The organism is Burkholderia sp. 9775_39, assembly GCF_015712225.1.
In the GTDB taxonomy this organism is placed as follows: domain Bacteria; phylum Pseudomonadota; class Gammaproteobacteria; order Burkholderiales; family Burkholderiaceae; genus Burkholderia; species Burkholderia cenocepacia.
Window position 1 is genome coordinate 80,172 of record NZ_JACCQC010000008.1, and the last position, 13,288, is coordinate 93,459.

The following is a 13,288-nucleotide window of genomic DNA, read 5'->3' on the forward strand; positions in this document are numbered from 1 at the left end:
GCCCAGGATCGAGTATAGGCATCGCCCGCCGCCCTGCAACCCGGGTCGCCCCGGAGGGTCAGACGAGCGATGCGTCGCGCGTTTCGCGCATCAGCAGTACGCCGATCAGGCTGATCGCCGCCGCGACCGACACGTAACCGCCGACCCACGACAGGCCGCCGCGCGCAGCCAGCAGTTGCGCGATATACGGTGCAATCGACGCGCCGAGAATCCCGCCGAGGTTGTACGCGACGCCCGCGCCCGTATAGCGGACGTTGGTCGGGAACAGTTCCGGCAGCAGCGCGCCCATCGGTGCGAACGTCACGCCCATCAGGAACAGCTCGATCGTCAGGAACAGCGCGACGAGTGGCATCGACCCGCTGCCGAGCAGCGGCTCCATCGCGAACCCCGACAGCAGCGCGGCGATCGCGCCGACGACCAGCACCGGCTTGCGGCCGAAGCGGTCCGACGCCCATGCGGACAGCGGCGTCGCGAGCCCCATGAAGACGACCGCGAAACACAGCAGGCCGAGGAAGCTCTGGCGCGGAATATGCAGCGCCGACACGCCGTACGACAGCGAGAACACCGTCGAGATGTAGAACAGCGTGTAGCAGACGACCATCGCGAGCGCACCGAGCAGCGTCGGCTGCCAGTGCTGCGTGACGAGCGTCGCGACCGGCACGCGCACGCGCTCGTTGCGCTCGAGGGCCGCCTGGAACGCGGGCGTTTCGGTGATCTTGAGCCGCACGTACAGCCCGAGCGCGACGAGCACCGCGCTGACGAGGAACGGAATGCGCCAGCCCCAGCTGCGGAACTGCTCGTCGGACAGCGACAGCGCGAGCGCGAAGAACAGGCCGTTCGACATCAGGAAGCCGACCGACGGCCCCAGTTGCGGGAACATCCCGAACCAGCCGCGCTTGCCCTGCGGCGCATGCTCGGTCGCGAGCAGCGCCGCGCCGCCCCATTCGCCGCCCAGGCCGATCCCCTGACCGAAGCGCAGCACGCACAGCAGCACCGGCGCTAGCGCGCCGATCGCATCGTAGCCGGGCACGAAGCCGATCGCGGTGGTGGACACGCCCATCACGAGCAGCGAGGCGACGAGCGTCGACTTGCGGCCGATACGGTCGCCGAAGTGCCCGAACAGGAACGAGCCGATCGGGCGTGCGATGAACGCGATGCCGAACGTGACGAATGCGGACAGCGCCTGCGCCGTCGCGGAGCCGTGCGGGAAGAACACGGGGCCGATGACGAGTGCGGCGGCCGTCGCGTACACGTAGAAGTCGTAGAACTCGATCGCGGTGCCGATGAAGCTCGCGAACACGATGCGCCGGTGGCTGACGGCGCCGGCCGAACCGGTTGCGTGTGCAACGGCCGGGGGGGATGCGGACATGGATGTCTCCGTTTTGTCGTTGGGGCGGTCGGCTGAGCGTGCGCTCGGGCAGGCGACGGCCTGCCGGGTGCAGCCGAGCAGAGGATGATGCGGATGACGCGGTGGCGGCGTGGACGCGCGCCGTGGCGCGGACGTCACCCGCCGGTCGACGATGGAGACGGGTACGTCGCCGCCGCCCGGTGCCGGCGTGGTCGGCTCGCTTGCCGGGTGGGGCGCGCGAACGCACGCGCGGCGTGATGGCCGCGCGAGTGCGGAAAATTATAGCCAGCGCCGCCGCTCACCGGCAATCGGGCTGCGGCGGCGCGTCAATCGATCGATTGCGCCTGCGCGGAGGCGGTGCTTTGCAGCTGGAAGTGGCCGTCGTCGTTGAAGAGCCAGCCTTCCATCAGTTCGAGCCGGCCGTTGCCGTCGAGCAGCCGCGACGGCGGGGCCGGCAGCGGTGCCGAGCGGCGCAGCGACGCGAGCGCGAGCGCTTCCGCTTCGCTGTCGCCGTTGCTGCGGTAGACGGATGCGTTCACCACGCGGCCGCTGCCATCGACGGTGAAGGCGACGACGACGAGCGAACGCAGCATCGCCTGCGGTGTGCCGTGCAGCATGCCGGACGGATTGCGTTCGGCGACACGATGGGCAACCTCGACGCGATACTGGTCGAGGCTGCCGCTGCGGGTGACCGACGGAATCGTCAGGACCGAGCGTAGCGACGAGGGCGGCGTGATCGTGCACGCGGCAAGCAGCGCGACGACGGCCAGCGTCGCAACACGAAGCCGCGCGACGCGCGGACGGAGAAGGGGGCGCATGAGGTGATGGCCAGGAGGGACGATAAAAAAATGATAGGCGTACCGGCGCGCGGCGATATGGGGAGAAACGCATAACGCGCGGGACCGGTCGCTGCTATTGCTGATGATGACGGCCGGGTGCCGCGTCGTACCTTGCACATCGCGATGTGACGCGACAGGTGACAGCGTGCGCGGTGGACGCGCCTGTTGGAAGATTGAAAGCGATGGCGTGCAGCGTTCGTCCGGCCGGGCGACGCGGTCATCTGATGCGGCAACCTCGGCTTGCCGCGCGCACGCTGGCAAGCGATGCCGGCCGGCTCAGAAGCCGTGCGTGACGAGCGACAGTACCGACAGGTCGGGATGCGTGCCGTCGATGATGCTCTTGCCGATGTGCACGGCTTCGCGGGTGGCCTCGTCGAGGCTCGCGAAGCTTTCCTCGCCGTCCGCGTGGAACGGCACCGCATGGCCGGGCAGCGCGGGATTCACGCCCGGATGGCACACGTAGCCGGTGTAGGTATAGCGCGTGTCGCTGCCGGGCATCGCGGCCGGCACGACATGGATCTCGAAGCCTTCGTAATCGACGGGTTCCGTCGCGCTCGACAGGTCGGTCATGGCGATCTCCGTGTGCCGCGCGCAGGGTGACGCGTGCGGCATCGAATACGCGGCGGCGTTCGTGTCGCCGTGTTGAACGAATTCTAGGCGATGGCGGGGCGGGCCGGGAGGCGTCCGGCGCGGTGCGACGCAACGACGGGCCGCTGCCGGGCCCGTGGCTCAGATGCCGCGCGAGGTTCGGCACGAACGCGCGTGCCGTTCCGATGGACGGGTTCGCGCGCCGCGCTGCGTCATTGTTTGCAGCGCGCGTTCTTGCGCTGCACGACGATGATCACCGGGTATTTCTGGCCATGATCGAGCTCCACGCGCGCCACGACGGTCAGCGTCGCGGGATCGGAATCGTCGTACACGCTGACCTGTTCGTTGCGCAGATAGGTCACGCCGGTGCAGTTCGACGTGCGTCCGTCGTCGCCGACCTTGCACTGGAGGTCGTTGTCCTTCAGGTAGTTGTAGGGCGACGGGCTCGCGAGGTATTCGCTCAGGCCGCGCGGCGAGCCGCCGACGCCGGTCACGTACGCGATCGCGCACGACGCCTGCGCGTCGCTGCCGGAGGCGGTGTCGGCCGCTGCATGCATGCTGGCGGCGGCCAGCACGGCGACGAGCGACGAGACGAGGAAGGGCTTCATGACGTGGATTTCCCGTTTCGCGAATCGGAGCGCCGGATTGTAACGGCATCCGGCGGGGCGCGTCGGGAAGTGCGGGGCGCACGCGCGCGGACAAACAAAAACCCCGTCATTCTGCGAATGGACGGGGTTCGGCGAACTTCCTGGCGGAAGCGGTGAGATTCGAACTCACGGACAGTTTCCCGTCGCTGGTTTTCAAGACCAGTGCCTTAAACCGCTCGGCCACGCTTCCACACGAGGCGGCATTGTAACCGAAATGCCGCCTCGTTCATTCGTTCAGTCGTCGCGCAGGAACAATTCCTGCAGGTCGTTGAGGAAACGCTGGCCAAGCGGCGTCGGCGCGATTTGCGTGAAATCGCGCGTGATCAGTCCGCGCCGCTCCGCTTCCTTCAGCGCCGGCTCGATCGTGCTCATCGGCAGGCCGGTGCGTTCCGCGAAGCTGTGCACGGGGAAGCCCTCGACGAGCCGCAGCGTGTTCAGCATGAATTCGAACGGCAGGTCGCGCGCGCCGACTTCGCGCTCTTCCTGCACGGCCGCGCTGGCCTTCGCCTGCTCGATGAAGGTCGCCGGATGCTTGTAGCGTGCCTGCCGCAGGATCCGGTTCGGGAACGACAGCTTCGTATGGGCGCCCGCGCCGATGCCGAGATAGTCGCCGAAGCGCCAGTAATTCAGGTTGTGCTTGCACTGATGATTCGGCTTCGCGTACGCGGACACTTCGTAGCGCCCGTAGCCGGCTTCGGCCGTGCGCGCATGGATCCATTCCTGCATGTCGGCCGACGCGTCGTCGTCGGGGACCACCGGCGGGAACTTCGCGAACAACGTATTCGGCTCGAGCGTCAGGTGATACAGCGACAGGTGCGGCGGCGCGAACGACAGCGCGGTCTCGATGTCGGTGCGGCATTCGTCGAGCGTCTGGTTCGGCAATGCGAACATCAGGTCGAGGTTGAAGTTGTCGAAGTTCTTCGCGGCGATCTCGACGGCCGCGCGTGCCTGCGCGGTGTCGTGAATCCGGCCGAGCGCCTTCAAATGCCCCTCGTTGAAGCTCTGGATGCCGACCGACAGGCGGTTCACGCCGCTTGCGCGGAACTGCGCGAACTTCGCGGCTTCGAATGTGCCCGGATTCGCCTCGAGCGTGATCTCGGCATCGGCGTCGAGCGGCAAGAGCGCGCGCACGTCGGACAGCATCCGGTCGAGACCGGCCGCCGACAGCAGGCTCGGCGTGCCGCCGCCGATGAACACGGTATGCACCTGCCGGCCCCACACGAGCGGCAGCGCCTGCTCGAGATCGGCGCGCAACGCGTCGAGATACTCGGTTTCCGGAAACCGCTCGCCTTTCCATTCGTGCGAGTTGAAATCGCAGTACGGGCACTTGCGCACGCACCACGGGAAATGCACGTACAGCGCGAGCGGTGGCAGCGACGTGAGGCGCACCTGGCCGGGCGACGTGAAGGTCGCGACGACGCGCGCGCCGGTTTCCGCAGCCTGGCTCATGCGGCCTCCCGCAGCGAATGGGTGTCGGGTACGGTCATGCTTCCTCCGCGAGCCGCGCGAGCAACGCCTTCAGCGCCAGCGCGCGATGGCTGTGCGTGTTCTTCACGGTGGGTTCGAGTTCGGCGGCCGTCGCGCCGAGCGACGGCAGGTAGAAATACGGGTCGTAGCCGAATCCGTGTTCGCCGCGCGGCGTGTCGACGATCTCGCCGGCCCAGCGACCTTCGGCGAACAGCGGCTCCGGGTCGTCCGCATGGCGGACGAGCGCGAGCACGCAACAGTAGTATGCGCGCCGGTCGTCGATGCCGCGCAGTTGCTCGACGAGATACGCGTTGTTCGCCGCGTCGCCCTTGTCGCGGCCCGCGCGCTGCGCGTAGCGGGCCGAATAGACGCCCGGCGCGCCGCGCAGCACGCGCACGCACAGGCCCGAATCGTCGGCGATCGCCGGCAGCCCGGTGAGCCGCGACGCGTGACGCGCCTTGGTCAGCGCGTTCTCGATGAACGTGCCGAACGGCTCTTCCGCCTCGGGCACCGCGAGGTCGCCCTGCGGGACGATCTCGATGCCGACCGTCGAGAACAGCGCGGTGAATTCGCGCAGCTTGCCCGGGTTGTTCGACGCGAGAACGATGCGCGACAGCGGCGCGACGGTGCGGTCGTCAGGCATGGCTCGCACCCAGGACGTCTTTCTGCAACTGCACGAGCTCGGCGATCCCGCCCTGCGCGAGGTCGAGCAGCGCATTCATCTCGGCGCGCGAGAACGGCACGCCTTCGGCCGTGCCCTGGACTTCGACGAAGCCGCCCGCGCCCGTCATCACGACGTTCATGTCGGTGTCGCAGCGCGAATCTTCCGCGTAGTCGAGGTCGAGCACCGGTGCGCCTTCGTACACGCCGACCGAAATCGCGGCGACGTGATCGGTGATCGGCGAGCGCGTGAGCTTGCCGGCCGCGATCAGCGTCGACACGGCGTCGTGCGCGGCGACGAACGCGCCGGTGATGCTGGCCGTGCGCGTGCCGCCGTCGGCCTGGATCACGTCGCAGTCGATGTGGAGGGTGCGCGGGCCGAGCGCCTCGAGATCGAACACCGCGCGCAGCGCGCGGCCGATCAGGCGCTGAATTTCCTGGGTGCGGCCCGTCTGCTTGCCGCGCGCGGCTTCACGGTCGCTGCGCGTGTGGGTCGCGCGCGGCAGCATCCCGTATTCGGCGGTCAGCCAGCCTTGCCCGCGCTCGCGCAGGAATTCGGGCACGCGCTCGGCGACGCTCGCGGTGCAGAGCACCTTGGTGTCGCCGAATTCGACCAGCACGGAGCCTTCGGCGTGTTTCGTGTAGTGGCGCGTGAGGGCGACCTTGCGCAGTTCGTCGGCGCGGCGGCCGCTCGGGCGGGAAACGGAAGACGTCATGGGGAAATCGCGGAAGAAGAGGAAACCCCGATTTTAGCGCCGAACGGCGGGCGCGCCCGGCGGGGTGGTCCGCAAAAATGGGATAATGCGCGCTTGCCGCCCCGCGCTTTCCGACGCGCCGGGCGCCTCGACATATCCCCCCCCGCCCGCGAGGGCACCAGACGGCGAGACGAACCATGATCTACAGCATGACGGGCTACGCGAGCGCGACGCGCGAACTCGTGACGGCCACCGGCAACGGCGGCACCAGCGTGTCGGTCGAACTGCGCACCGTGAACTCGCGCTTCCTCGATCTCAATTTCCGGATGCCGGACGACGTGCGCGCGTGCGAACCCGCGCTGCGCGAAATGCTGATGAACAAGCTGTCGCGCGGCAAGGTCGACGTGCGCATCAACCTGCAGCGCGGCGAGCAGAGCATCGGCGCGGGCGCGCTGAACCAGTCGGCGCTCGGCCAGCTTGCCGAGCTCGAGCGCGCGGTGCTCGATTCGTTCCCGGGCGTCGGCCGCCTGCGCGCGGGCGAAATCCTGCGCTGGCCCGGCGTGCTCGCCGAGAGCGGCGTGTCCGCGGAAGCGATCCGCGACGCGGTGCTCGCCTGCGGCAAGGAAGCGATCGGCGAGCTCGTCGTCGTGCGTTCGCGCGAAGGCGCGCAACTGGCGACGATGCTGCTGTCGAACGTTACCGAGATGGAGGCGATCGTCGCGCGCATCACGCCGCTCGTGCCGGAGCTGATCGCGAAGCATCAGCAGAAGATCGTCGAGCGGCTGCAGGAAGCGCTCGGCCTCGCGGCGCCGGAAGGCGGCTCGACGGTCGTCACGCGCGAGGAAGCCGCGGAGCGCATCCGTCAGGAAGTGACGATGTACGGGATCCGGATCGACATCGCGGAAGAGCTGTCGCGGCTCACCGCGCACCTGAACGAAACGCGTCACGTGATCGAGAAGGGCGGCCGCGTCGGCAAGCGTCTCGACTTCATGATGCAGGAACTGAATCGCGAAGCGAACACGCTCGGCTCGAAGGCGGCGGCGAAGGAACTCGCCGATGCGTCGATGGCGCTGAAGCTGCTGATCGAGCAGATGCGCGAGCAAGTGCAAAACCTGGAGTAACAGCAACATGACCGACCTTAACCGCGACGGCCACGCGTCGCATTCGCTGCATGGCGGCGTCTATCCCGGCAACCTGTTCATGGTCGTCGCGCCGTCGGGCGCCGGCAAGTCGACGCTCGTGAACGCGCTGCTGTCGAAGGACAGCGACATCTGCCTGTCGATCTCGTACACGACGCGCAAGCCGCGCCCGGGCGAGCAGGACGGCCAGCACTACCACTTCACGACCGTCGAGGATTTCCGCGCGCGTCACGCGGCGCACGAATTCCTCGAGAGCGCGGAAGTGCACGGCAACTACTACGGCACGTCGCGCGTCTGGATCGAAGAGCAGATGAAGAACGGTCACGACGTGCTGCTCGAAATCGACTGGCAGGGTGCGTTGCAGGTGAAGAAGCAGTTCCGCAACGCGGTCGGCATCTTCATCCTGCCGCCGTCGCTCGATGCGCTCGAGGAGCGCCTGAAGAAGCGCGGCCAGGATGAACCGAACGTGATCACGCGACGCCTGCTGGCCGCCGGCAGCGAGATCGCGCACGCGTCGGAAGCGGAATACGTGGTGATCAACGAGAATTTCGAGCGTGCGCTCGCGGAACTCGAATGCATCGTCGCGGCGACGCGCCTGCGTTTTGCTTCGCAGTACGCGCGACACACGGAGCTGTTCATCGACCTCGGCGTCCATCTGCCCCACGCGGAATGACGCGGGGCACGAGGGACATAAGGTAGAATAAGGACTATATTCAGAAGGAATTACCAACATGGCTCGCATTACCGTCGAAGACTGCCTGAAGCAAATCCCGAACCGCTTCGAACTGGCGCTCGCCGCCACCTATCGCGCGCGGCAGCTCGCGCAAGGCCATACGCCGAAAATCGAAAGCCGCGACAAGCCGACCGTCGTCGCGCTGCGCGAAATCGCTGCCGGCCAGGTCGGCGTCGAGATGCTGAAGAAGGTGCCGGTGTAACGCGCATCCGGCCCGTTCCAGCCATGTAGTCCACGCGCGCAACGACTCGACCTGGAGGCGAATATGAGCACCACCCCATCGTCCGCCTCCGCGGATTCGACCACCGAAGCCACGGCCCAGTCGCCTGCGCGCCAGTACATCGACGCGGTCCTCGAACAGTCCTTCCGGCATCTGTTCGGGCCGACCGCCACGCCGGAGCAGCCGCGCAAGCACGGCGTCGTTTCGATCGCGAAACTGACCGCCGCGCTTGCCGAGTATCTCGGTCCGGACGAAATCAAAGAGGTCAAGGCGGCGTTCCACTTCAGCGACGAAGCCCACCTCGGTCAATATCGCCAGAGCGGCGAGCCCTACATCACCCATCCCGTCGCCGTCGCGGAAATCTGCGCCGGCTGGAAGCTCGACGCGCAGGCCGTGATGGCCGCGTTGCTGCACGACGTGATGGAAGACCAGGGCGTGACCAAGAACGAGCTGGCCGAGCGATTCGGCCCGAAGGTCGCCGAGCTGGTCGACGGCCTGTCGAAGCTCGACAAGATGGAATTCCGCAGCCGCGAGGAAGCGCAGGCGGAAAACTTCCGCAAGATGCTGCTCGCGATGGCGCGCGACGTGCGCGTCATTCTCGTCAAGCTCGCCGATCGCCTGCACAACATGCGTACGCTCGGCGCGGTGCCGATGGAAAAGCGCCGCCGCGTCGCGCGGGAAACGCTCGACATCTACGCACCGATCGCGCACCGGCTCGGCTTGAACAACACGTATCGCGAGCTGCAGGACATGAGCTTCGCGAACTTCAACCCGCATCGCTACGCGACGCTCGAGAAAGCCGTGAAGGCCGCGCGCGGCAATCGCCGCGAAGTGATCAGCAAGATCCTCGAGGCCGCGCAGCGCGCGATGGCCGACGCGAAGATCGACGCTGAGATCACCGGCCGCGAGAAAACCATCTACAGCGTCTATCGCAAGATGCGCGACAAGCAGTTGTCGTTCTCGCAGGTGCTCGACGTGTACGGCTTCCGTGTCGTCGTCGACAGCCCGCTCGACTGCTACACGTGCATCGGCGCGCTGCATGCGCTGTACAAGCCGGTGCCCGGCAAGTTCAAGGATTACATCGCGATCCCGAAGATCAACGGCTATCAGTCGCTGCACACGACGCTGGTCGGCCCGTTCGGCGCGCCGATAGAGTTCCAGGTGCGTACGCGCAAGATGCACGAGATCGCCGAGGCGGGGGGCGCCGCGCACTGGCTGTACAAGAACGGCAGCGCGGATCTCAGCGACGTGCAGAAGCGCGCGCACCAGTGGCTGAAGTCGCTGCTCGACATCCAGAGCGAGGCTGGCGATTCGAGCGAATTCCTCGAGCACGTGAAGATCGACCTGTTCCCCGATGCGGTCTACGTGTTCACGCCGAAGTCGAAGATCATGGCGCTGCCGCGCGGCGCGACGGCGCTCGATTTCGCGTATTCGATCCACAGCGATCTCGGCAACCAGTGCGTGGCCGTGAAGATCAACAACGAGCTGCTGCCGTTGCGCACCGAGCTGAAGAGCGGCGACATCGTCGAGGTGATCACCGCGCCGTATTCGAAGCCGAACCCCGCGTGGCTGGGCTTCGTGCGTACCGGCAAGGCGCGCTCGGCGATCCGTCACTACCTGAAGACGATGCGCCTGAACGAGTCCGTGCAGCTGGGCGAGCGGCTCGTCGACCAGAGCCTGAAGGGCTATGGTCTCGCGCTGGCCGACGTCGAGCCGGAAGTGTGGGAGAAGCTCGTGCAGTGGACGGGCAACAAGAGCCGTCAGGAAATCTTCGCGGACATCGGTCTCGGCCGTCGCGTCGCCGCGGTGATGGCCAAGCGCATCGAGGTGCTGATGAGCGGCCGCGATGCGGACGACGATCTGCCGAAGTCCGAGCGGCATCCCGCGCATCATGCGCCGCCGGTCGTGATCACCGGCACCGAAGGGATGTCCGTGCAGTTGTCCGCATGCTGCCGGCCGATTCCGGGTGACGCGATCATGGGTTACATCGGCATCGGTCTGGGCATGGCGATTCATACGACGGATTGCCGGGTCGCGCAGCGCATCCATCGCCGCGATCCGGGCCGCTGGATCGACGTCGAATGGGCGCCGCAGCCGGGCCGTCTGTTCGATGTCGCGGTGAAGGCGCTCGTGAAGAATACGAAGGGCATCTTCGCGCGCGTCGCCGCGGACATCACGTCGGCCGACGCGAACATCGTCCATATTGCGATGGACGAGGATCTGACGCACGAATCGACGGTGCTGCGCTTCGTGATCCAGGTCAGCGACCGCGTGCACCTCGCGAACGTGATGCGGCGCGTGAGAACCAATCCGGACGTGATGCGGATCATGCGCGAGCGCTCGACTGACGACGGTGCGCATGCGCGCCATGACGGCGGGATGCGAATCGAGCGCGAGCGGCAGGATTACTGACGCTGACGCGCACCCTCGCGGGTGAATGCGTTGATCGACGGACGGCGGCCGATGGCCGCCGTTTTCATTGGGGCCGGCGAAAGCGCGCGCGACGTTGCCGGTGCTTTGCCCAAGGCGTGCGGATGATGGCGCGAACGAAGGAGGGGCGCAAAAAGAAAAAGGGCTTTCCCGGAGGAAAGCCCTTTTAAGGTGGCGCGGCTGGCAGGATTCGAACCCACGACCCCTTGGTTCGTAGCCAAGTACTCTATCCAACTGAGCTACAGCCGCACGCAAAACGGTACTGCTTCAACTGTCGGAACCTTCTGCGATGGGAAGGCCCCCAAAAAAGTGGCGCGGCTGGCAGGATTCGAACCCACGACCCCTTGGTTCGTAGCCAAGTACTCTATCCAACTGAGCTACAGCCGCACGCAACAACAAACTTCTACTGCTTCGAACTGAAAGGGCCTTCGGTTGGGAAGGCCCTCGAAAAAGTGGCGCGGCTGGCAGGATTCGAACCCACGACCCCTTGGTTCGTAGCCAAGTACTCTATCCAACTGAGCTACAGCCGCACGCAGAAGCGGAAGTATAGCAGAGTCGTATAAAAAGGGAAGCCTTATTCGCGAATTAGGGTGCATGACCTTGGCCGGCCCCCTTCGTGTACCCTTGGGGGGATCAGTCATCCACGTTGAATCTGCATCATGAACAAGGCGTTTGTCAAAGAGTCGGACGGTGACGACGACGATCTCGACCCGGCTCAACCCGCGATTCCGGCGGGCGCGAAGAACTACATCACGCCGGCCGGCCACAAGCGGCTGAGGGACGAGCTGCTGAACCTGATCGACGTCGAGCGTCCCGAAGTCGTGCGGCTCGTGTCGTGGGCCGCATCGAACGGTGACCGGTCGGAGAACGGTGACTACATCTACGGCAAGCGGCGGCTTCGCGAGATCGATCGCCGCATCCGCTTCCTGACGAAGCGGCTCGATCTCGCGGAAGTCGTCGACGCGAGCCGACAGGAGAATGTCGACCAGGTGTTTTTCGGCGCGACGGTCGATTACGAGACGCCGGACGGCGAGGATCATACGGTGACGATCGTCGGGATCGACGAGGTCGATCTCGACCGCGGCTGCGTCAGCTGGATTTCGCCGGTCGCGCGTGCGCTGATCAAGGCGAAGATCGGCGATACCGTCACGCTGATGACGCCGGCGGGCCCCCAGCCGATCGACATACTCGACGTCCGGTATCCGGCACGGGGCGACGCCTGAGCGTCGACGGTGCGGCACGGCAAAGAAAAAGCGCCCCGACGGGGCGCTTTTCCGTTCCGGTGTATGGTGCGGTGCCGGTGGCTCAGAAACGGTGACGCAGGCCGGCGGTCACGGCGATCTGCTTGTTGCTCGACGAAGCGCCACCGAGGCCATTGACATAGGCGCCGATGCCCAGGCCGTCCGTGCTGACGCGCTGATACACGCCTTGCACATACACGTCGGTCCGCTTGGACAGCGCATAGTCGGTCTGCAGGTTGAACTGATTCCAGCCCGGATGACGGCCGTCCAGGAAGCCCGCGGTGTACGTGTACGACCCGGCCAGCGACAACGCCGGCGTGAGCGCGTAGCGCGCGTTCACTTCGTAGTTGTTGAAGCGGGCAAACGTGCCGTTGAGACCCAGGCCGGTCGACACGCCCGACGCACCGGCAGAGATGCCGAGCGCCCGGTTCACGCGCGATTGCGTGAAGACGAAGCCGGCCGTTGCCGGACCGAACGTGTAGTTCAGGCCACCGCCGAACACGCGCTGACGCTTGCCGACGAACGTGTTGTCGCCTGCCACCGCGCCGGCGCCGTTGGTGACCGCGGCCGACGTGAGCCCCGAGATGTCGTTGTTCAACTGCAGATAGCCGGCGCCGATATTGAAGCCGGCGTAGGTGTACGACACCCCCGCGCTGTATGCACGGTTGTTCGAGAACTGGCTGCTGTTCGAGAAGCCGTACAACGCGCCGAACTTCAGCCCGCCGAAATTGACGCTCGTATATTTGACGGCGTTGTTGATCCGGAACGAATTGTTCAGGTTGTCGTTGTCGAACGGGTGGGCAAACTGGGTGCCGCCGAATTGCGTGCCGGTCAGCGACAGCGGGCCGATATAGTCGACGACGCTATCGTATTGGCGACCGAGTGTGATGGCGCCGAACTGCTCCTGTGACAGGCCGACGAATGCCTGGCGGCCGAACTCGCGGCCATTCTGGCCGAGCGTGCCGTTGGCGATGTTGAAGCCGTTTTCCAGCACGAAGATCGCTTTCAGGCCGCCGCCGAGATCTTCCGTGCCGCGCAGACCCCAGCGGCTCCCGTTGATCTGGCCGCTGCGTTCGGACCACGAGCTGTGGCCGCCCTGATTGTTCGTATAGGTGATGCCTGCGTCGATCAGGCCGTACAGCGTAACGCTGCTTTGAGCATGGGCTGCGGTAACGAATACACCCGACAACGCGGTGACGATCAGGGTTTTTTTCATGGATCTGTCTCCAAACAGGATGATGTCGATCGAACCTGCGGCGGACTGGCCGTGTTTTGCTTGAC

General features: G+C 66.1%; 13 protein-coding genes and 4 tRNA genes. 5 read left to right on the forward strand and 12 right to left on the reverse strand.

Annotation, left to right across the window (positions count from 1 at the left end; translation table 11 throughout):
- Positions 1 to 58 precede the first annotated feature (58 nt).
- From H0X90_RS13155 to rph, 8 genes are all read right to left on the reverse strand, one after another.
- The gene (locus H0X90_RS13155; RefSeq protein ID WP_006486616.1) at positions 59 to 1,369 is read right to left on the reverse strand and encodes an MFS transporter; all 1,311 of its coding nucleotides are present in this window, start codon (positions 1,367 to 1,369) and stop codon (positions 59 to 61) included.
- A gap of 305 nt (positions 1,370 to 1,674) precedes the next feature.
- Positions 1,675 to 2,166, reverse strand: coding sequence for an energy transducer TonB (locus H0X90_RS13160; protein ID WP_006486614.1), 492 nt, complete (start codon positions 2,164 to 2,166; stop codon positions 1,675 to 1,677).
- A 297-nt stretch (positions 2,167 to 2,463) separates the two neighbouring features.
- On the reverse strand, positions 2,464 to 2,757 hold the full coding sequence (locus tag H0X90_RS13165) for a hypothetical protein (protein ID WP_006486651.1): 294 nt from the start codon (positions 2,755 to 2,757) through the stop codon (positions 2,464 to 2,466).
- 230 nt (positions 2,758 to 2,987) lie between these two features.
- The gene (locus H0X90_RS13170) at positions 2,988 to 3,383 is read right to left on the reverse strand and encodes a hypothetical protein (protein WP_006486642.1); all 396 of its coding nucleotides are present in this window, start codon (positions 3,381 to 3,383) and stop codon (positions 2,988 to 2,990) included.
- Between the two features lie 141 nt (positions 3,384 to 3,524).
- Positions 3,525 to 3,612 (reverse strand) — tRNA-Ser (locus H0X90_RS13175).
- A 44-nt stretch (positions 3,613 to 3,656) separates the two neighbouring features.
- Complete coding sequence (hemW, locus tag H0X90_RS13180) at positions 3,657 to 4,871, reverse strand: radical SAM family heme chaperone HemW (protein WP_077190914.1); 1,215 nt, start codon at positions 4,869 to 4,871, stop codon at positions 3,657 to 3,659.
- Positions 4,872 to 4,905: 34 nt separating this feature from the next.
- On the reverse strand, positions 4,906 to 5,532 hold the full coding sequence (gene rdgB / locus H0X90_RS13185) for an RdgB/HAM1 family non-canonical purine NTP pyrophosphatase (protein WP_006486636.1): 627 nt from the start codon (positions 5,530 to 5,532) through the stop codon (positions 4,906 to 4,908).
- Positions 5,525 to 6,265 (reverse strand): ribonuclease PH, encoded by a 741-nt coding sequence (gene rph, locus H0X90_RS13190; RefSeq protein WP_006486647.1) that lies wholly within the window; start codon positions 6,263 to 6,265, stop codon positions 5,525 to 5,527. The genes rdgB and rph overlap by 8 nt, the downstream gene beginning before the upstream one ends.
- Positions 6,266 to 6,441: 176 nt before the next feature.
- Between rph and H0X90_RS13195 the strand changes: the two genes are divergently transcribed.
- From H0X90_RS13195 to H0X90_RS13210, 4 genes are all read left to right on the forward strand, one after another.
- On the forward strand, positions 6,442 to 7,365 hold the full coding sequence (locus H0X90_RS13195) for a YicC/YloC family endoribonuclease (RefSeq protein ID WP_006486665.1): 924 nt from the start codon (positions 6,442 to 6,444) through the stop codon (positions 7,363 to 7,365).
- Between the two features lie 7 nt (positions 7,366 to 7,372).
- On the forward strand, positions 7,373 to 8,056 hold the full coding sequence (gene gmk, locus H0X90_RS13200; RefSeq protein ID WP_006486663.1) for a guanylate kinase: 684 nt from the start codon (positions 7,373 to 7,375) through the stop codon (positions 8,054 to 8,056).
- Positions 8,057 to 8,114: 58 nt separating this feature from the next.
- A complete protein-coding gene (rpoZ, locus tag H0X90_RS13205; RefSeq protein ID WP_006025620.1) occupies positions 8,115 to 8,318 on the forward strand; it encodes a DNA-directed RNA polymerase subunit omega in 204 nt (67 codons plus the stop codon).
- 63 nt (positions 8,319 to 8,381) lie between these two features.
- Positions 8,382 to 10,748 carry a bifunctional (p)ppGpp synthetase/guanosine-3',5'-bis(diphosphate) 3'-pyrophosphohydrolase gene (locus H0X90_RS13210; protein ID WP_175793127.1) on the forward strand — a complete coding sequence of 789 codons (2,367 nt, stop codon included), beginning with the start codon at positions 8,382 to 8,384 and terminating at the stop codon, positions 10,746 to 10,748.
- A 190-nt stretch (positions 10,749 to 10,938) separates the two neighbouring features.
- Here H0X90_RS13210 and H0X90_RS13215 read toward each other — a convergent pair.
- The 3 genes from H0X90_RS13215 to H0X90_RS13225 all read right to left on the reverse strand — a co-directional run bounded on the left by H0X90_RS13215 (position 10,939) and on the right by H0X90_RS13225 (position 11,296).
- Positions 10,939 to 11,015: transfer RNA gene (locus tag H0X90_RS13215), tRNA-Arg, on the reverse strand.
- Between the two features lie 61 nt (positions 11,016 to 11,076).
- Positions 11,077 to 11,153 (reverse strand) — tRNA-Arg (locus tag H0X90_RS13220).
- A 66-nt stretch (positions 11,154 to 11,219) separates the two neighbouring features.
- A tRNA-Arg gene (locus tag H0X90_RS13225) sits at positions 11,220 to 11,296 on the reverse strand.
- A gap of 129 nt (positions 11,297 to 11,425) precedes the next feature.
- On the opposite strand from H0X90_RS13225, the gene greB reads away from it, so the two are divergent.
- Positions 11,426 to 11,989: a transcription elongation factor GreB gene (gene greB, locus H0X90_RS13230; RefSeq protein ID WP_006486618.1), complete on the forward strand. Its 564-nt coding sequence runs from the start codon at positions 11,426 to 11,428 to the stop codon at positions 11,987 to 11,989.
- An 82-nt stretch (positions 11,990 to 12,071) separates the two neighbouring features.
- Here the strand turns inward: greB and H0X90_RS13235 are convergent, their stop codons facing one another.
- Positions 12,072 to 13,223 (reverse strand): porin, encoded by a 1,152-nt coding sequence (locus H0X90_RS13235; protein WP_006486676.1) that lies wholly within the window; start codon positions 13,221 to 13,223, stop codon positions 12,072 to 12,074.
- Positions 13,224 to 13,288: the final 65 nt, after the last annotated feature.

What these genes read in the sequence shown, in the direction of transcription:
- rdgB (WP_006486636.1), bottom strand. Translation starts at nt 5,532, where the DNA reads ATGCCTGACGACCGCACCGTCGCGCCGCTGTCGCGCATCGTTCTCGCG.
- H0X90_RS13165 (WP_006486651.1), bottom strand. Translation starts at nt 2,757, where the DNA reads ATGACCGACCTGTCGAGCGCGACGGAACCCGTCGATTACGAAGGCTTC.
- rph (WP_006486647.1), bottom strand. Translation starts at nt 6,265, where the DNA reads ATGACGTCTTCCGTTTCCCGCCCGAGCGGCCGCCGCGCCGACGAACTG.
- H0X90_RS13195 (WP_006486665.1), top strand. Translation starts at nt 6,442, where the DNA reads ATGATCTACAGCATGACGGGCTACGCGAGCGCGACGCGCGAACTCGTG.
- hemW (WP_077190914.1), bottom strand. Translation starts at nt 4,871, where the DNA reads ATGAGCCAGGCTGCGGAAACCGGCGCGCGCGTCGTCGCGACCTTCACG.
- H0X90_RS13210 (WP_175793127.1), top strand. Translation starts at nt 8,382, where the DNA reads ATGAGCACCACCCCATCGTCCGCCTCCGCGGATTCGACCACCGAAGCC.
- H0X90_RS13155 (WP_006486616.1), bottom strand. Translation starts at nt 1,369, where the DNA reads ATGTCCGCATCCCCCCCGGCCGTTGCACACGCAACCGGTTCGGCCGGC.
- H0X90_RS13235 (WP_006486676.1), bottom strand. Translation starts at nt 13,223, where the DNA reads ATGAAAAAAACCCTGATCGTCACCGCGTTGTCGGGTGTATTCGTTACC.
- H0X90_RS13160 (WP_006486614.1), bottom strand. Translation starts at nt 2,166, where the DNA reads ATGCGCCCCCTTCTCCGTCCGCGCGTCGCGCGGCTTCGTGTTGCGACG.
- rpoZ (WP_006025620.1), top strand. Translation starts at nt 8,115, where the DNA reads ATGGCTCGCATTACCGTCGAAGACTGCCTGAAGCAAATCCCGAACCGC.
- H0X90_RS13170 (WP_006486642.1), bottom strand. Translation starts at nt 3,383, where the DNA reads ATGAAGCCCTTCCTCGTCTCGTCGCTCGTCGCCGTGCTGGCCGCCGCC.
- gmk (WP_006486663.1), top strand. Translation starts at nt 7,373, where the DNA reads ATGACCGACCTTAACCGCGACGGCCACGCGTCGCATTCGCTGCATGGC.
- greB (WP_006486618.1), top strand. Translation starts at nt 11,426, where the DNA reads ATGAACAAGGCGTTTGTCAAAGAGTCGGACGGTGACGACGACGATCTC.